The 17,628-nt window shown below is 34.7% G+C and carries 22 protein-coding genes and 5 tRNA genes; 5 read left to right on the top strand and 22 right to left on the bottom strand.

Annotated elements, in window-relative coordinates; all coding sequences use genetic code 11:
• Nucleotides 1-94: 94 nt before the first annotated feature.
• From rplL to CLV90_RS17535, 22 genes are all read right to left on the bottom strand, one after another.
• Complete coding sequence (rplL, locus tag CLV90_RS17640; protein ID WP_133688831.1) at nucleotides 95-472, bottom strand: 50S ribosomal protein L7/L12; 378 nt, start codon at nucleotides 470-472, stop codon at nucleotides 95-97.
• A 51-nt stretch (nucleotides 473-523) separates the two neighbouring features.
• Nucleotides 524-1,039, bottom strand: a complete 516-nt coding sequence (rplJ, locus tag CLV90_RS17635; protein WP_133688830.1) for a 50S ribosomal protein L10 — start codon at nucleotides 1,037-1,039, stop codon at nucleotides 524-526.
• A 25-nt stretch (nucleotides 1,040-1,064) separates the two neighbouring features.
• Entirely contained in the window at nucleotides 1,065-1,754 is a 690-nt protein-coding gene (gene rplA, locus CLV90_RS17630; protein ID WP_133688829.1) for a 50S ribosomal protein L1, read from the bottom strand.
• Nucleotides 1,755-1,772: 18 nt separating this feature from the next.
• Complete coding sequence (gene rplK, locus CLV90_RS17625; RefSeq protein WP_133688828.1) at nucleotides 1,773-2,210, bottom strand: 50S ribosomal protein L11; 438 nt, start codon at nucleotides 2,208-2,210, stop codon at nucleotides 1,773-1,775.
• Nucleotides 2,211-2,288: 78 nt separating this feature from the next.
• Nucleotides 2,289-2,840 carry a transcription termination/antitermination protein NusG gene (nusG, locus tag CLV90_RS17620; protein WP_133688827.1) on the bottom strand — a complete coding sequence of 184 codons (552 nt, stop codon included), beginning with the start codon at nucleotides 2,838-2,840 and terminating at the stop codon, nucleotides 2,289-2,291.
• 8 nt (nucleotides 2,841-2,848) lie between these two features.
• On the bottom strand, nucleotides 2,849-3,037 hold the full coding sequence (secE, locus tag CLV90_RS17615) for a preprotein translocase subunit SecE (protein ID WP_133688826.1): 189 nt from the start codon (nucleotides 3,035-3,037) through the stop codon (nucleotides 2,849-2,851).
• Between the two features lie 57 nt (nucleotides 3,038-3,094).
• Nucleotides 3,095-3,167: transfer RNA gene (locus CLV90_RS17610), tRNA-Trp, on the bottom strand.
• 98 nt (nucleotides 3,168-3,265) lie between these two features.
• On the bottom strand, nucleotides 3,266-4,453 hold the full coding sequence (gene tuf / locus CLV90_RS17605) for an elongation factor Tu (protein WP_133688825.1): 1,188 nt from the start codon (nucleotides 4,451-4,453) through the stop codon (nucleotides 3,266-3,268).
• Between the two features lie 55 nt (nucleotides 4,454-4,508).
• A tRNA-Thr gene (locus CLV90_RS17600) sits at nucleotides 4,509-4,580 on the bottom strand.
• Nucleotides 4,581-4,653: 73 nt separating this feature from the next.
• Nucleotides 4,654-4,726, bottom strand: a tRNA-Gly gene (locus CLV90_RS17595).
• 47 nt (nucleotides 4,727-4,773) lie between these two features.
• A tRNA-Tyr gene (locus CLV90_RS17590) sits at nucleotides 4,774-4,855 on the bottom strand.
• Nucleotides 4,856-4,882: 27 nt separating this feature from the next.
• Nucleotides 4,883-4,956, bottom strand: a tRNA-Thr gene (locus tag CLV90_RS17585).
• A gap of 104 nt (nucleotides 4,957-5,060) precedes the next feature.
• The gene (hpf, locus tag CLV90_RS17580; RefSeq protein ID WP_133688824.1) at nucleotides 5,061-5,363 is read right to left on the bottom strand and encodes a ribosome hibernation-promoting factor, HPF/YfiA family; all 303 of its coding nucleotides are present in this window, start codon (nucleotides 5,361-5,363) and stop codon (nucleotides 5,061-5,063) included.
• A 48-nt stretch (nucleotides 5,364-5,411) separates the two neighbouring features.
• Nucleotides 5,412-6,302 (bottom strand): tyrosine-type recombinase/integrase, encoded by an 891-nt coding sequence (locus tag CLV90_RS17575; RefSeq protein WP_133688823.1) that lies wholly within the window; start codon nucleotides 6,300-6,302, stop codon nucleotides 5,412-5,414.
• A gap of 90 nt (nucleotides 6,303-6,392) precedes the next feature.
• On the bottom strand, nucleotides 6,393-6,587 hold the full coding sequence (gene rpsU / locus CLV90_RS17570) for a 30S ribosomal protein S21 (protein ID WP_036155953.1): 195 nt from the start codon (nucleotides 6,585-6,587) through the stop codon (nucleotides 6,393-6,395).
• A 100-nt stretch (nucleotides 6,588-6,687) separates the two neighbouring features.
• Nucleotides 6,688-7,857 (bottom strand): acyl-CoA dehydrogenase family protein, encoded by a 1,170-nt coding sequence (locus CLV90_RS17565; protein WP_133688822.1) that lies wholly within the window; start codon nucleotides 7,855-7,857, stop codon nucleotides 6,688-6,690.
• 10 nt (nucleotides 7,858-7,867) lie between these two features.
• Entirely contained in the window at nucleotides 7,868-8,746 is an 879-nt protein-coding gene (locus CLV90_RS17560; RefSeq protein ID WP_133688821.1) for a ComEA family DNA-binding protein, read from the bottom strand.
• Nucleotides 8,747-8,755: 9 nt separating this feature from the next.
• Nucleotides 8,756-10,444 (bottom strand): alanine/glycine:cation symporter family protein, encoded by a 1,689-nt coding sequence (locus tag CLV90_RS17555; RefSeq protein ID WP_133688820.1) that lies wholly within the window; start codon nucleotides 10,442-10,444, stop codon nucleotides 8,756-8,758.
• Between the two features lie 88 nt (nucleotides 10,445-10,532).
• On the bottom strand, nucleotides 10,533-11,540 hold the full coding sequence (locus tag CLV90_RS17550; protein WP_133688819.1) for a potassium channel family protein: 1,008 nt from the start codon (nucleotides 11,538-11,540) through the stop codon (nucleotides 10,533-10,535).
• A gap of 3 nt (nucleotides 11,541-11,543) precedes the next feature.
• Complete coding sequence (locus CLV90_RS17545) at nucleotides 11,544-11,771, bottom strand: PspC domain-containing protein (protein ID WP_133688818.1); 228 nt, start codon at nucleotides 11,769-11,771, stop codon at nucleotides 11,544-11,546.
• 11 nt (nucleotides 11,772-11,782) lie between these two features.
• A complete protein-coding gene (locus tag CLV90_RS17540) occupies nucleotides 11,783-13,060 on the bottom strand; it encodes a DUF2851 family protein (RefSeq protein WP_133688817.1) in 1,278 nt (425 codons plus the stop codon).
• A gap of 56 nt (nucleotides 13,061-13,116) precedes the next feature.
• Nucleotides 13,117-13,425 (bottom strand): rhodanese-like domain-containing protein, encoded by a 309-nt coding sequence (locus CLV90_RS17535; protein WP_133688816.1) that lies wholly within the window; start codon nucleotides 13,423-13,425, stop codon nucleotides 13,117-13,119.
• A 139-nt stretch (nucleotides 13,426-13,564) separates the two neighbouring features.
• On the opposite strand from CLV90_RS17535, the gene CLV90_RS17530 reads away from it, so the two are divergent.
• From CLV90_RS17530 to CLV90_RS17510, 5 genes are all read left to right on the top strand, one after another.
• Nucleotides 13,565-14,011 (top strand): MarR family winged helix-turn-helix transcriptional regulator, encoded by a 447-nt coding sequence (locus tag CLV90_RS17530; RefSeq protein ID WP_133688815.1) that lies wholly within the window; start codon nucleotides 13,565-13,567, stop codon nucleotides 14,009-14,011.
• 9 nt (nucleotides 14,012-14,020) lie between these two features.
• Nucleotides 14,021-14,653: an NAD(P)H-dependent oxidoreductase gene (locus CLV90_RS17525; protein ID WP_133688814.1), complete on the top strand. Its 633-nt coding sequence runs from the start codon at nucleotides 14,021-14,023 to the stop codon at nucleotides 14,651-14,653.
• 29 nt (nucleotides 14,654-14,682) lie between these two features.
• Nucleotides 14,683-15,264 carry a YceI family protein gene (locus tag CLV90_RS17520; RefSeq protein WP_208295142.1) on the top strand — a complete coding sequence of 194 codons (582 nt, stop codon included), beginning with the start codon at nucleotides 14,683-14,685 and terminating at the stop codon, nucleotides 15,262-15,264.
• A 253-nt stretch (nucleotides 15,265-15,517) separates the two neighbouring features.
• Nucleotides 15,518-16,915 (top strand): anthranilate synthase component I family protein, encoded by a 1,398-nt coding sequence (locus CLV90_RS17515; RefSeq protein ID WP_133688812.1) that lies wholly within the window; start codon nucleotides 15,518-15,520, stop codon nucleotides 16,913-16,915.
• 46 nt (nucleotides 16,916-16,961) lie between these two features.
• Complete coding sequence (locus tag CLV90_RS17510) at nucleotides 16,962-17,591, top strand: anthranilate synthase component II (protein WP_133688811.1); 630 nt, start codon at nucleotides 16,962-16,964, stop codon at nucleotides 17,589-17,591.
• The last annotated feature ends 37 nt before the right edge of the window (nucleotides 17,592-17,628 follow it).

Below are 17,628 nucleotides of genomic sequence, written 5' to 3'. Positions count from 1 at the left end.
GTATACCTCTTAATATACCTAATTCTATAAAAAGGCTTAGGTCTAACCGCAAAAAGCGAGAAGACCTAAACCAAAAATAATATGGTTGTTGCTATTATTTAAGCTCAACTTCTGCTCCAGCTTCTTCCAATGATTTTTTGATACCTTCAGCTTCGTCCTTAGAAACACCTTCTTTAATTGCTTTTGGTGCGCTATCAACGATATCTTTCGCATCTTTCAAACCTAAACCAGTTAATTCTTTAACCAATTTAACAACTGCTAATTTAGAAGCACCTGCTGCTTTTAATATTACATCGAATTCAGTTTTCTCTTCTGCTGCTTCACCAGCATCTCCACCACCAGCTGCTGCTACTGCTACTGCTGCTGCTGCAGGCTCGATACCGTATTCATCTTTTAATATAGTAGCTAACTCGTTTACTTCTTTTACCGTAAGGTTAACCAATTGCTCTGCGAAATCTTTTAAATCTGCCATTTTCTATCGTTTAATAAAATTTTTAAAATATACTTAGTTAATTGTGCGTTCTTATCTTTCAGATAATGTTTTAAGGATTCCAGCAAGTTTACCACCACCAGATTTAAGTCCTGAAATAACATTTTTGGCTGGAGATTGTAACAATCCAATAATTTCGCCAATCATTTCTTCTTTAGACTTAATGCTAACTAAAGCATCCAAGTTTTCATCACCTATGTAAATTGCTTCTTCTACAAAAGCTCCTTTCAATAAAGGCTTTTTAGATTTCTTTCTAAAATTCTTTATTAGTTTTGCAGGGGCATTGGCAACATCAGAAAACATAAGAGAAGTATTCCCTTTTAATGTTTCTGGTAATTCACCAAATTCTTTGTCTGAAGCCTCCATTGCTTTTGCAAGCAAAGTATTCTTAACTACAGCTAGTCTAATGTTAGCTTTAAAGCAAGCTCTTCTTAAATCAGAAGTTGTACCTGCATCTAAACCTGAAATATCAGCCACATAAATTGTGGTGCTATCTGCCAACTGCGTAGTCAAATCTTTTATAACGTTTGCTTTTTCTTCTCTTGTCATACTTTTAATTTTTAACTACCAGCCGTTAAACTGACTTTGGATCTAATTGCAAACTAGGGCTCATTGTACTAGACATGAAAATAGTTTTCATGTAAACACCTTTTGCCGCGGTTGGCTTCAATTTATTCAAAGTATCTAACAACTCCTTAGCATTATCCGCTATTTTATCAGCAGAAAAAGAAGCCTTGCCTATCGCAGCATGTACGATACCTGTTTTATCAACTTTAAAATCTATCTTACCTGCCTTAACTTCAGTTACAGCCTTAGCCACATCCATAGTTACAGTTCCTGTTTTTGGATTAGGCATTAAACCTCTTGGTCCTAAAACACGACCTAAGGGACCTAGTTTACCCATTACACTTGGCATTGTGATAATTACATCAACATCTGTCCAACCGTTTTTAATTTTTTCCAAATACTCATCTAACCCAACATAATCAGCACCTGCTTCTTGAGCCTCTGCTTCTTTGTCTGGTGTTACCAAAGCCAAAACCTTAACATCTTTACCAGTACCATGAGGTAGCGTAACTACACCACGTACCATTTGATTAGCTTTTCTTGGATCTACACCCAAACGAACTGCTAAATCTACAGATGCGTCAAATTTTGTATTGGTTATCTCTTTTATTAAAGCCGAAGCTTCAGAAACAGAGTATAATTTATCTTTCTCTATTTTAGAATGCGCTTCTTTTTGCTTCTTAGTTAACTTTGCCATTTAATTACTTTTAAGATTTTAAAAAGGTTTCTTTCCTGCTACCTTCATACCCATAGAACGTGCAGTACCCGCTATCATACTCATAGCAGATTCTACTGTAAATGCGTTAAGGTCAACCATTTTATCTTCGGCTATTGCCTTGATTTGGTCCCAGGTAACACTACCTAATTTTACTCTGTTAGGTTCGCCAGATCCTTTTTTAATCTTAGCCGCTTCCAATAACTGAATTGCCGCCGGTGGAGTTTTTACAACGAAGTCGAAAGACTTGTCTTTGTAAACTGTGATAACAACTGGTAATACTTTACCTGGTTTATCCTGCGTACGAGCGTTAAACTGCTTACAGAATTCCATAATGTTAACACCAGCAGCTCCTAAGGCAGGTCCAACCGGTGGCGATGGATTCGCTGCACCTCCCTTAACTTGTAGTTTAACTACTTTACCTATTTCTTTTGCCATTGTTTAAAATTAAATTAAAAGTGTGTTTTCGGAAGCAACACTACTTTAATTATATGTATGTAACACTTATATTAATACTTATACTTTCTCTACTTGCATATAGCTAAGCTCTAATGGTGTTTTTCTACCGAAAATTTTCACCATAACCTCAAGCTTACGTTTCTCTTCATTTATCTTCTCAACAGTACCATTGAAGCCATTAAAAGGACCGTCAATTACTTTTACTGTTTCACCGAACACAAATGGAATAGCTACACTATCTGTATTCACAGCTAGCTCATCTACCTTACCAAGCATTCTGTTTACTTCATTTCTTCTTAACGGAACAGGATCACCTCCTTTAGTCTCCCCTAAAAACCCTATAACATTTGTTATAGATCTGATTATATGAACCATTTCACCACCTAAATTGGCTTTTACCATAATATATCCAGGAAAATAAACTCTTTCTTTATTTATCTTCTTTCCATTTCTGATCTGCACAACTTTCTCGGTAGGAACAAGAACATCTTCTAAATAGTCAGAGAAACCATGACGCTCTACTTCACTCTCAATGTATCCTTTGATTTTATTCTCTTGACCACTAACAGCTCTTACAACGTACCATTTTTTTTCCAATACTTCTGACATAGTCCTATTTAGTTTAAAACGTAGTTGAAATAAGATTTAATCACTTTACTAAAGACCGTATCTACACCCCAAGTAGCTAAAGCAAAAAGGATAGAAAACACAGCTACAATAACCATCAAGTTTGATGATTCTGCACGTGATGGAAGAGTAACACTATTCCTTAACTCTTCAACGGATTCTTTTATATATGTGAACATTTAAATTCTGTTTTACAATTTCAACAAATAGGATATCTCACCCAAACTTTATTGCTGCACGGGAGGAGAGACTCGAACTCCCGACACCTGGTTTTGGAGACCAGTGCTCTACCAACTGAGCTACACCCGTATGAACGATGAAACTAATCACCTATTCTATTATTTGCATGTAAAGGTGTCCCGCTTGAGCAGGACACCCTTATACACAATACTCTATTTAGACTAAAATTAATCTATAATCTTAGTTACCTGACCAGCACCTACTGTTCTACCACCTTCACGGATAGCGAAACGTAGACCGATACTCAAAGCAATAGGCTGAATAAGCTCTACCGTAATTGTAAGGTTATCACCAGGCATAACCATTTCAACTCCTGCAGGAAGTGCAATGTTACCTGTTACGTCAGTTGTTCTTACATAGAACTGTGGACGATAGTTATTATGAAATGGTGTGTGACGACCACCTTCTTCTTTTTTCAATACGTAAACCTCAGCTTCAAATTTAGCATGTGGCTTAACAGAACCTGGCTTACAGATTACCATTCCACGGCTAATTTGAGATTTTTCTATACCTCTTAACAAGATACCTACGTTATCTCCAGCTTCACCTCTATCTAAAATCTTACGGAACATCTCAACTCCAGTAACAGTAGAAGTTAATTTTACAGCACCCATACCAATAATCTCAACAGGATCACCAGTGTTAGCAATACCAGTTTCTATACGACCAGTTGCAACAGTACCACGACCAGTAATTGTAAATACGTCTTCAACAGGCATCAAGAAAGGCTTATCAACATCTCTTGGAGGTAATTCGATCCAGCTATCAACAGCTTCCATCAATTCCATTACTGTATCAACCCATTTTTGCTCACCGTTCAATGCACCTAATGCAGAACCAGCGATTACAGGTCCATTATCACCATCATACTCATAGAAAGAAAGCAATTCTCTTACTTCCATCTCAACAAGCTCGATTAGCTCCTCATCATCAACCATATCCACTTTATTCATGAATACAACCATTCTAGGAATACCAACCTGACGACCTAAAAGGATATGCTCACGGGTTTGTGGCATAGGACCATCTGTAGCAGCAACAACTAATATAGCACCATCCATTTGAGCAGCACCAGTAACCATGTTCTTTACGTAATCCGCGTGACCAGGACAGTCAACGTGAGCGTAATGACGATTAGCTGTAGAGTACTCTACGTGTGAAGTGTTAATAGTAATACCTCTTTCTTTTTCTTCAGGAGCGTTATCGATAGAATCGAAACTTCTCATTTCAGAAAGACCTGCATTTGCCAAAACAGTTGTAATAGCAGCAGTTAATGTAGTTTTACCGTGATCCACGTGTCCAATAGTACCTATATTTAAGTGCGGTTTGGAACGATCGAAAGTTTCCTTTGCCATGTTTAATGAATTTTATTCTTAGTTTATATTAGTGTACAAATTTATACCTTAAATGAGCCAATGACGAGAATTGAACTCGTGACCTCTTCCTTACCAAGGAAACGCTCTACCCCTGAGCTACACCGGCGTAAAGTGTCGAACCCACCCTTTTAAGGCAGATTCCTGCCTTCGCAGGAATGACATTACTGTCAAATTTATAGAGCGGGAGACCGGGTTCGAACCGGCGACATTCAGCTTGGAAGGCTGACGCTCTACCAACTGAGCTACTCCCGCTTATAACATTACAATATTTCAATAATTTTCTTTAGATAAAAGTTTTGTGGGGAGAGCAGGATTCGAACCTGCGAAGACGTAGTCAGCAGATTTACAGTCTGCCCTCGTTGGCCGCTTGAGTATCTCCCCTCAAACTAATATTTTAAAGAACTTAAGAGCCGATGGAGGGACTCGAACCCACGACCTGCTGATTACAAATCAGCTGCTCTAGCCAGCTGAGCTACATCGGCTTATTTTACAACTTTTATCGTCATAAAAAAGCCCGCTATTTCTAACGGACTGCAAATGTATACTAGTTTTTTGTTTATTCAAAATAAATTTTGAAAAATTTTTATCATGCTTGTAATCTTATTTTCTCTTTTTGTTTTATCAGCCTACGTTCCAGTGAATTACAAGCTGAGTCCACAGCCTCTTCAAATGATTTACATTGTTTTTTTACAATAAACTTATCTTTGGGTATTGTAATTTTGATCTCTACTATTTTATTCTCTTTTGAACTTGTATTCTCTACCTTCATATAAACATCAGAGCTAATCACCTTAGAATAAAAGGTTTCCACCTTATCTAGTCTGTTTTGCAGAAAATTAATCAACTTACTATCTGCATTAAAATTTACCGATTGCGTATTTACTTTCATAGTCAGAAAATTTATGGCTTATTAAAAATGAGCCTGATTATACAAAAATTATTTACTCCCTCTTGGATGTGCCTTTGCATGAACTTTCTTTAACTCAGCTATACTATTATGTGTATACACCTGGGTAGAAGCCAAACTAGAATGACCCAACAACTCTTTCACAGCATTCAAATCTGCACCCTTATTCAAAAGATGTGTAGCAAAGGTATGCCTTAGAATATGCGGACTAATCTTTACCTTCGAGGAAACCTCTCTAAAATACTTTTTTATTAATCTATAAACAAGTGTTTCGTACAATTTATTGCCTGATTTAGTCAAGAACATTATTCTTTCATCAACTAAGTCATTCAACTCATCTCGTCTAATGAGATAATCTTTAAATTTATCTTTGGTTTCAACTAACATCGGTAATATTCGCTCTTTATTACGTTTACCTAAAACCTTTATTGTCATGGTTTCAAAATCAACATCGTTTACTTTCAATGCTATTACCTCTGCCCTACGCATACCTGTAACATACAATACATGTATCAACAACTCATCTCTAACACCCTCAAAGTCATCGGAATATTCAATTTGCGTTAATACATTTTCCATTTCGGTCTCGGAAAAAGGAATTTCAACTTTCTTGGCCGTTTTTAATGCTTTATGCTTGTTTAGAGGATTAATATCTGATTGCCCTATTTTTTGAAGAAATTTATAATACGCCTTTAATGATGCTATTTTTCTATTGATAGAGCGATTATCAATTTTTCTTTCAGATAATTCTACGATCCAAAAACGAACGATATTATACGCTATGGCATCTATGTCCTCTATTTCATAATTAGACCTACAAAACAAGCTAAACTCAGAAATATCCTTTTCATACGCATTGGTTGTATGCGCTGAATAATTTTTTTCTAAAGCGAGATATGAAATAAATTCTACTAAAAACATAACCTAAAGGTATTAAAGTTTTAAGTCAGTTGAATTTTGAGCAAAAAAAATCCCGCAATTTGCGGGATTTTCTATTTTCTAGTACAAAGTCTAAACTTCCTCTTGATCTCTTAGACCTTGAATATATTCTGCTTTTTGTATTTGTGCTCTACGAACAACTGATGGCTTATTGAACTGTTGACGCTTACGTAACTGTCTCATTGTACCTGTCTTATCGAACTTACGTTTGAAACGCTTTAAAGCTCTATCGATGTTTTCTCCTTCTTTTACTGGTATTATTAACATGGGCTAAACCTCCTCTCTTTTGTGATTAAGGCTGCAAATATAACAACTATATTGAAACAGACAACCTTTAAACTGATTTTTAAAATTTTAATTTAGATAACTATACTGTAGCTGGCTTATATTCTTTCTTATCGATAATGATTTTAGAAATAATCTCTCTTAATATTTCTGAGGTTCCACCACCTATAGGCCCTAATCTACTATCTCTAAAATTACGTGCCATAGGGTAATCTTCAATATAACCATAACCACCTAAAAACTGCAAACATTCGTAAGCGACCTCATCAGCCACTTTTGTAGATTTTAATTTAGAAATGGTGGCTTCTTTAACCACATATTGACCTTTATCAAGTCTATAGGCAACAGAATAATTATATTCTTTACACATGTCTATATCGGCATGTAGATCTACCACCCTATGTCGTAATGCTTGAAATTGGTTAATAGATTTGCCAAAAGCTTCTCTTTCTGACATGTAATTTAAAGCATAGTCTAAAGCATGTTCCGAACGTGCATGAGCGTTAACACCCATAATTAATCTTTCTAATGCAAAATGCTCCATTATATAAGAAAATCCCATGTTTTCAACACCCATTAGATTCTCTACAGGTATTTTGACATTATCGAATGCTAATTCTGCAGTGTCCGAAGCTCGCCAACCTAATTTATTTAATTTGTTAGCCGTTACCCCTACACTATTGCGATCTACAGTAAAAATACTGATGCCCTTATGCCCTAAATCAGGACTTGTTTTTGCCGCAACGATCATATAATCGGCATAGACCCCATTGGTAATAAAAGTTTTAGATCCGTTCAACACATAATGATCACCTTGCTTAATCGCAGTTGTTCTCATTGCGGCCACATCACTACCACCAAAAGGTTCAGATATACAAAGACACCCAATTTTATCGCCATCTACACTAGGGCGTAAATATTTTTCCTTTAAAAAAGAATCTGCTTCTTTATTTAGGTGAGTCATCGCCAAATATGCGTGAGCCCACATTGCAGCAGCAAATCCGCTAGAATTTACTTTTTGCAATTCTTCTAAAAAGATAATTGTATAAAAAAGATCAAGACCAAGACCACCATCTTCTTCAGGAGTTGCCAGACCAAAATAGCCCATATCACCAAATTTCTTCCAGATGAACCTTTCTATGGTTCCAGTTTCTTCCCATTTATCGATATAAGGAACAACTTCTTTCTGTAAAAAATCTTTTAGGCTGGCCCTAAATAGTTGATGTTCTTCGGTGAAGTACATACTTTGCATAGCGTTTTTTTTATAACGACAAATATAAAGTAATTCTATCAATTCGTTCTGACGGAAATTCTTCTATTTTTAATAATTCGTTCAAAGATTTAATACTTCCGTTGAGATTACGATAATTTACTATGCCCTGAGCTACGTGTTTTTGCAGATATATCAATTTAGCTAGTTCTTCAACTGTTGCCGTATTTACATTTATTTTAGTAATATTTGGCTTACTTATCACCTTAAATTCCTTCAATGCTTTATTTACAACTTCTTCCTCTAGACCATAAACATCAAACAACTGATCGTCAATTAAAAATCCGCCTAAGCGGTCTCTAAATTTTATAATTCTTGCCGATAATTTGACCCCTATACCATTAATTCGCTGTAACTCTTCTGCAGTAGCTGTATTTAAATCTTTATAAACGACTTTTTTATCTATAGGTTTACTTGTGTATGCGTTCTTATATTTAGGACTCTTACGGTTTGTATTTTGAGTCCATTCTGGAAATTTGAAGTATTTAGAAATACTGCTCAACAAAGAATCGGAGACTTTTGTCACATTCTGAAATTCTATAGCAGAATTTACAAACTCATCCTTCTTTCTAAATTCATGCAACCGATCTATTTCATCAACCGACATACCTAATGTGTACCCTTTAAAATCTGTAATGAAATTCGGATTGAAGGGGTATACCTTTACCGAATCTTTCTTAGAAGCTACTGTTTTTAATGAATCAATTTTAGTCTGTATCGCTTGTTCTAAAACCAAAGAATATGATTGATCAACAGAATTGGACTGATATAAATAATACCCCAATTGAATGATAATCAAGAAAAATAACAAAAAGAAAATCCCACTTCGTTCTTGTTTATTGAACTTGAAGTGGGATTTAAATAAATTCATACTAATGACTTAATCTTCTATAGCGTCATACTTGAGCTTAATAGCATCTAAGTATCTGTTCAATTGCTTTTTCACTACAGGGAATAAAAAGAACAAACCTACCATGTTCGGGAATACCATAGCGAATATCATTGCATCGGAGAAATCCCAAATAGATTTCATACTTGCCGCAGCACCTATAACGATAAACGTACAGAACAATAATTTATAAACCATATCAGCCGTTTTACCACGTCCGAATAAATATTTCCAAGATTGTAATCCGTAATAAGACCACGATATCATTGTTGATACAGCAAATAATACCACTGCGATAGTTAAAAATACATTTGAATAAGGAATATATTCAGCAAATGCCACAGCCGTAATACCTGCACCTTCGTAAGGAACACCATCAATTAATACAGAACCCGTACCATCACCACCGTAAGTAAAAGCACCACCAAAGTTAAAGATGATGATTACAATAGCAGTCATTGAACATATAACTACCGTATCTATAAATGGTTCTAACAATGCCACTAAACCTTCTGAAGCTGAATATTTAGTTCTAACAGCTGAATGCGCGATCGATGCAGAACCAGCACCTGCTTCATTTGAAAATGCCGCTCTTTTAAATCCTACCAAAAGCACACCGATAAGACTACCTACACCTATTGCAGTTGGCTTAAATGCCTCATCTACGATTAAGGCTATAGCGTCATCTACTAATGCATAATTACTTATTATGATGTACAAGCAAGCAACAACATACATCACAGCCATAAATGGAACCACTTTTTCCGTTACTTGAGCAATACGTTTAATACCGCCAATGATAATAACACCAACTAGTATAGCCAAAACAAGACCAACTATTGCACCTGCCGCCGTACTCTGCCAATTAAAAAGTTCTTTTATTACAATAGTAGCTTGATTAGATTGTGCTGCATTACCACCACCGAAAGAACCACCTATACAGAAAATTGCGAAAATTGCAGCAGCTACTTTACCTAGGGTTTTAAAACCTCTTTCTTTTAGACCTTTACTTATGTAGTACATAGGCCCGCCATAGACAGTACCATCTTCACCTACATCTCTATACTGCACCCCTAGTGTACATTCAACAAATTTTGTTGACATACCCAAAAGCCCACAAATAATCATCCAAAACGTTGCGCCAGGACCACCTAGAGCTATTGCCAATGCAACACCTGCTATATTACCATTACCTACAGTACCTGAAACCGCAGTTGCCAAAGCTTGAAAATGGCTTACCTCACCATCTGAACTCTCATCCCTAATCGTGTCAATAATATCACCATCAACAGCAAGATCACTTTCTAAGCTAACAAGATGGTCTTCAATATCTACATTGGTTAAATCTTGACCTTGAGCAATACCATCCTCTCCGTATAATTCTTTTGCACCATGTTTTTCAATATCCTCATATTTTCCACGAACTGTATTTATTGCCTTACCGAAAAATCGAATATTCGGAAAGCCAAAATATAAAGTAAAAAACAGTGCACTACCCACCAATAAAACCAATACGAAAGGAATATCTGGATCATGCCAGATATTAAAAAATATCACCGCCGAGAAGAAATCTGAAATTGGCTTGAAAGCTTGATCAATTTGTTGATCCAATCCTTGTTCTTGAGAAAAAATTAAAATAGGAAATAAAAAAGTAAACAGAGTTAGAAGTTTAGACTTCATAAGTTAAAATTTATTTTGAATTAGTCAGTTAGTCTAGCAATATCATAAAAATAATGGATGCAATCAAATATAAACGATAGAAAGATTATTATTCTATATTGAACATTTCATTCAATTTCTTTATTTGCTCTGGTCTACCTAAAACAATGACCTTACTTTTAGGCTGAAGTTTCATGTCTGCTTCCGGATTTATTATATAATTACCATCCGGAGAAATGTATCCTATTATTGTACATCCTGTTTTTCTACGTAAATCTAAATCTCTCAACGAATTACAATCAATCTGATTGGCAAAATCTTCAATTGCTACCTCTTCTAAATTAGTGGTATGCTCACCTTCCACAGAAAGCTTGTCCATAAAAGTTATAAGATCTGGCATAACTACCAATGACGCCATATGATCGCCACCAATTTTATCTGGCATAATTACCTTATCGGCACCTGCTAAGATTAGTTTTTTTTGTGAATTGACCAAAGATGCACGACTGATAATAAAAAGACTCTTTTTTAATTGTCGCGCTGAAAGTACTACAAACAAGTTGGCAGCATCATCTGGCAATGTCGCTATTAAATATTGCGCCTTCCCAATACAAGCCTCTAATAAAACATCGTCATCATTGGCATCGCCTTCAATAAAAAGAATATCATCCTCATATCTTTCTATCACCTCTTTATCCTTCTCTATAACAACAAAAGGTCGCTTGTAAGCTTTTAACCGCTCAGCCGCTTGCATACCATTTCGACCAAAGCCGCAAACGATTACATGCTGATTTAAATTTGCAATGGCATTCTTCATTTTCTTCTTTTTTAGCAGTTCTACTGAATTTCTGGAGAGTAGGTATTCGGTAACTATAGATATAGCGAAACCAACTATAAATACGCTTGTAACAATAAGAATTATAGTAAATATCTTGCCTTCTGGCCCCATTGGCCTTACTTCTGAAAAGCCTACAGTGGTAACCGTTATTATGGTCATATAAAGTGCATCGACCCAAGAGTAGTCTGCAACAAATCTATACCCAAGCACACCAAAAGCCAAAACCATTAGCATTAAGGTCAATGCCAAGTAAATTTTAGACCGAAATAATTGCATCATATTTTATAAATCAAAAACAGAATTTCGTTTTGTGTAAATCAAATCTTTTATTCTTAACCAAAATGCTAAAAATAAATACAGGGCAAAACCAAAACCAACAGTTACAAATGTGAGATAAATGAAAGAGGTTCTAACTACCCTTGCCCTTATACCCATACGTTCGGCAATTCTACCACAAACCTCAAATCCTCGTTTCTGAAAATAATGTAGTGTTGTATAGAATATGTTCATGGGTGATAAAATTAGACTTTTAAATTCATTAAAGATGCCCCTACAGCACAATCTAAACATTTGTCTTTTTTACAGTAATTATTATATAACTGTAAATAGGTTTGAGAATCTTTGGCATTATCTATAGGAGCCCCTAGTTTCTCAAAGTTACCAATTATACTGTTTTCTTCTTTTTTTACTATAGACATCATTTTAAATAATGCTTCATAATCAACATTACCCTTATAGCGTTGATATGTAAATTTCAAAGGAATGATTGTATTAATCAATAGTAAGTTCAAAAACGAATCGGTCAATCTCTTTTTGCTCTTTTTTGAAATCTTCCCAAAATTAAAATGCGTATCCCAATAATCTGCCGTTTCTACATTTAATATTTCAGAAAAGTTGGGTGTTTCATTTTCAATCAACGCATGAAACAAATTATTATTTTCGGCATATATAGCGCTTAATTGTGCTAAACGTATGGTTGGGAAATTTGGCGGTCTAAGTCTGAAAAATTCTGGAGACTTAAATACGGATACCAATGTAAACTTGTGTTTTAAAAAAGTATACTCTCTTAAAAGGTCTTTATAATAATGATCTTCTTCATGTATTCCTTTTAACAAATTTGCTTGTCCAAATAGTAGACTTGACAATTCTAATTGCTTTTTGTATAATTTTCTAATAATAGAGAAATTAATAGATTTTCCAATTTCAACGAAGATCTCACCATTAATTTTAGAACCAAAAGTTTTTAATAACATTAAAAACAAAACCTGTTCCCAATCATTCTTTGTATGTTCTAGCAAGTGGATTACAAAAATAGATTTCTGCTCTAAACGCTCAACAAACAAGCGATCTAGCCAGTTATTTTTAGTAAATTGATCTACACCAATAAATTCTCTTTCACAATTTATGAACTTGTAATTTTTACTATCAAAAAGTTGTTGATAGGTTTCTAGCATGCTCAAGGGTATGTATTTTTGAAGTGACAGAGTTGCAATTTCACTACCATCTTTTCTAAATACAGATACATCATCTTCCCAAACAACATGTAATATTACATTGTCATAATTAGCGTCTTCTTGGTGTTTATGAGCATACCAATCTGATGATTTTATATGAATCTCAACATTACCTGCCCATAATTGACCATTGAGCTCTACTTGAGCATTAAAGAAATCTGGTCCACTTAAATGGTTATGGGTACCTGTAGCCAAAACACGTACCGCTTCACCCATTGTAGAAATGAGCCCGTTAATGGGATACTTTTTATACTTCCATATAAAATGAAGCAAATCTTCCTTCATTTTATAAAAATAAAAAACCCGCCGTTAAGCGAGTCTATTTTCTGAAAGAAATAAAATTATTCGGTTTCTCCTTCCCAGTTCATGAACCCACCTTGAAGGTTATAGGCTTTATCAAAACCTAAGCTATTCATTATAGCACAAGCTTGTCCGCTTCTTGCACCAGACCTGCAATACACGTAATAATTTTTTGTCTTGTCAAGTTTCTCTAGTTCTTCAACAAACTCCTGACCTTTATAAATATCAATATTTATAGAATTCGGAATTCTACCTTCTTCTATTTCTTCTTCTGTTCTTACATCGAGAATTATTGCATTAGTATCTTTCTCTAATTGCGCTTCCCAATCTTGTTGTGATAAATCTGCCATAGTATAAATTATATACGGTAAAAATAATCGATTTTTCTTTATCTAAATCTCTTACATAGTTTTAACAAAAATTTAATCTTCCAACTATATAAAATATAAACAATAAAACTACATTTGTATATACAATTATTGTATCGACATGAATGTAGAAGAGATTATACAAACAAACCAGACAATGCCGTTAGAAAAACGGACACTTATTCATATGGCTTTGGTTACAAATAAAATTGAAGAAGAGATAGCAACGGTACTTAAACCTTTTGATGTTTCTATTCAACAGTTTAATGTTTTAAGAATTTTAAGGGGCCAAAATGGCAAACCTGCTAATCTTTCTACTATTAATGAACGCATGGTTACCAAAATGAGTAACACTACTCGTTTGGTCGATAAGTTAATTTTAAAAGATTTTGTCAATAGAACTATATGTTTAAAAAATAGAAGAAAGGTTGAAATAGTTATCACCGAAGGGGGCTTGAATGCGCTGAATAAAATTGATGGAATACTTTTTGAAGCAGAGAAAAGAATACTTGAAAACTTTGCCGAAACCGAATTGCATGAACTGAATGAATTATTAAATAAATTTTAATTAAAAATAATGGATAAAGTTTTAGATAAATTAAACTGGCGTTATGCCACAAAAAAATTCGATAGCTCAAAAAAAGTGAGCAAAAAGAATTTAGAAATATTATTAGACGCTGCTAATTTAACAGCTTCTTCATATGGTTTACAGCCCTATGAAATTTACGTTATTGAAGACGCCGATAAAAAAGTAAAACTAAGAGCTGCTTCATATGATCAATCTCAAATAACAGATGCATCATATGTTATAGTTTTAGCCAATAAGCCTACTTTTGACGCTACTATGATTGATGATTATATTGACAACATCATGAAAATTAGAGGAATATCTAAAGAAAATCTTGAAGGTTTTTCGCAAACTATGAAATCTAGCCTTTTAGGTCTGCCTGATGCACACAAAAACACTTGGACATCTAACCAAGCCTATATCGTATTAGGTAATTTAATGACAATAGCCGCTGAAATGGAAATTGATACCTGCCCTATGGAAGGTTTTGACAAAGCTAAGTACAATGAAATTTTAGGTCTTACCGACAAAGGTTTAAATGCTGCCGTAGTTTTAGCTGTGGGTTATAGATCTGCTGAAGATGATACCCAAAATTATCCTAAGGTTAGATATTCTAAGGAACAAATTATTACACATATATAAATTAAACACAATCATTTAAAATTAGAAACATGAAAAAATCATTATTAAGTTTAGCATTCGTAGCTCTTTTCGGATTTAGCGCTGCAGCCTCTACACCAATTGATGGTGAGAAAAAAGAAATTAAAGTTAGCGAGAGCACTGTTACTTGGAAAGGTTACAAGGTTACCGGATCTCATGATGGTAGCATTAATCTTAAATCAGGACACCTAGAAATGAACGGTAAAAAATTGACCGGTGGTGAATTTGTAATTGATATGACTTCAATTACTTGTACTGACTTAGAAGCAGGTCAAGGAAAAGAAAAGTTAGAAGGTCACTTACAGTCTGCTGATTTCTTTGGCGTTGAAAGCAACCCAACTTCTAAATTGGTTTTTACTTCTGTTAAAGCAATGAACGATAACTCATACACAGTGACGGGAGATTTAACTATAAAAGGTATTACCAAACCAGTAACTCTAGTAGTATCTATGTTTGAAAATAAAGCTACCGCTACCATGAAAGTTGATAGAACTAAATTTGATATTAAATATGGTTCAGGAAGCTTTTTTGATGATTTAGGAGATAAAGCTATCTATGATGATTTTGATTTAGTAGTAGACTTAGCACTATAAACTTTTCTAAAAGAATCGAATTACAACAATTTAAAATCCCTTTGATATATTTCAAAGGGATTTTTATTTTTGACTAGGTAAAGTTTGATAGTTTAAATTTCCTCTTTATATTTGATGCTCAATGAAAAATTTAATAGCAAATACTTGGTGGTGGAACAACTTACGAAAAACATCGTGAGCAAAGCATCATTGTAGTAAAACTATATAAAGGCTTGTCATCACGACAAGCCTTCTTTATTTTATAAATGTACCTATGACCTATCAATTTAAGACATATCATAAAAAAATTCTTGCCGATACCATGACGCCGGTGAGCGTTTATTTGAAAATTCGAGACCGCTTTCCAAATAGTATTTTATTAGAGAGTAGTGACTATCATGCCAATAATAATAGCTTTTCATACATCTGCTGCAACCCTATTGCATCTATTAAAGTAGAAAATGAAATTATTACAAAGCAGTTTCCTGATGGTACCATTGAAGAGACTCAAATTACTACAGATACTAATGTTGTTGCTGTTATTGATACGTTCAGTAAAACGTTCAAGGCAGATTCTAACGACTTTAAATTTATAAATAATGGTCTCTTCGGCTATATGGCTTACGACGCGGTGCGTTACTTTGAAGATGTAGATATATCGGTTAAAGATGACTCGGTTCATATTCCTGATATTTATTATGCCGTATATCAAAACATCATTGCCATAAACCATTATAAAAATGAAGCTTATCTTTTTGCGCACTGTTATAAAACTGAGAATAATATCCCTGAATTAGAGCAACTGTTAAGTATTAGAAATTTTGCTACCTATAATTTTAAAATAGAAGGTGAAAGAGCATCTAATTTAGAAGATGAAGAATATAGAGTACAGGTTGCTTTAGCTAAAAAGCATTGTCAACGAGGTGATGTTTTTCAATTGGTGCTAAGCCGTCGTTTTTCTCAAGGTTTTAAAGGTGATGAATTTAATGTGTATAGAGCGTTACGTTCTGTAAATCCCTCACCATATTTATTCTATTTCGATTATGGAGATTTTAAAATATTCGGTAGTTCTCCAGAAGCGCAACTGATCGTTAGCGAAGGTAAAGCTGAAATTCACCCTATTGCCGGTACTTTTAAAAGAACCGGTAATGATGAACAAGATGCGCAACTTGCAAAAGAACTAAAGACCGACGATAAGGAAAACAGTGAGCACGTTATGTTAGTAGATCTTGCCCGTAACGACCTTAGTAGAAATGGTAATGTGGTCAAAGTTGAAAACTATAGAGAAGTACAATTTTTCTCTCATGTTATTCACCTCGTATCTAAGGTTACCGGAATGAAAAAAAGTGATATACCTACCATGAAAGTGGTAGCAGATACGTTCCCCGCCGGTACATTAAGTGGTGCGCCGAAACATATGGCAATGCAGCTTATTGAAAAATATGAAAAAACAAGTCGCGGATATTATGGTGGCGCTATTGGGTTCATGGATTTCTCAGGAAATTTCAACCATGCCATTATGATCAGAACTTTTCTAAGTAAAAATCATAAACTACATTATCAGGCTGGCGCCGGATTGGTCGCTGCATCAAATCCAGAAAACGAACTGCAAGAAACATATAACAAACTAGGCGCTTTGACCAAGGCATTAGAAATAGCTGAAGATATATAAAAAGCCTCCCCCAACCCCTCCAAAGGAGGGGCTTTAAAATGATATTATGAGTAAAAATATAAAAATTGAAGAGCAACAAAATTCCTCCCCTTTGGGGAGGTTAGGTGGGGCTACCGTTTTAGTTATAGATAATTACGATAGTTTCACTTATAACCTAGTGCATTATTTAGAGGAATTAGGTTGTCAGGTTATTGTAAAACGTAATGACCAACTTACGCTAGAAGAGGTTGATGCTTTTGATAAAATTGTACTTTCTCCAGGTCCTGGTATTCCTGATGAAGCGGGATTATTAAAACAAATCATCGAAAAATATGCACCTACTAAAAGTATATTCGGTGTTTGTTTAGGGCAGCAGGCTATTGCCGAAGTTTTTGGTGGCTCGCTAATTAATTTAGATGAAGTGTACCATGGTATTGCAACTAAAATAAAAATCACAAAGGAGGATGTGATTTTTGAAGGACTGCCTAAAGAAATTGAAGTAGGTAGATATCACTCTTGGGTGGTGAATACTGATTTACCAGAGGTTTTAGAAGCTACTTCTTTAGATGAAAACGGACAAATTATGTCGCTTCGTCATAAAACTTACGATGTTCGAGCAGTACAATTTCACCCGGAATCCGTGCTTACTCCACAAGGAAAAAAGATGCTAGAGAACTGGTTAAATACTGAAGCATAGTAAAGAGTATGAAGTACAAAGTAGTAAGATAATAAAG

The sequence above is a fragment of the Maribacter spongiicola genome, from assembly GCF_004364165.1.
Classification (GTDB): domain Bacteria; phylum Bacteroidota; class Bacteroidia; order Flavobacteriales; family Flavobacteriaceae; genus Maribacter; species Maribacter spongiicola.
Note: the sequence above shows the minus strand (reverse complement) of the source record. Positions and strands in the feature narration are given on the sequence as shown.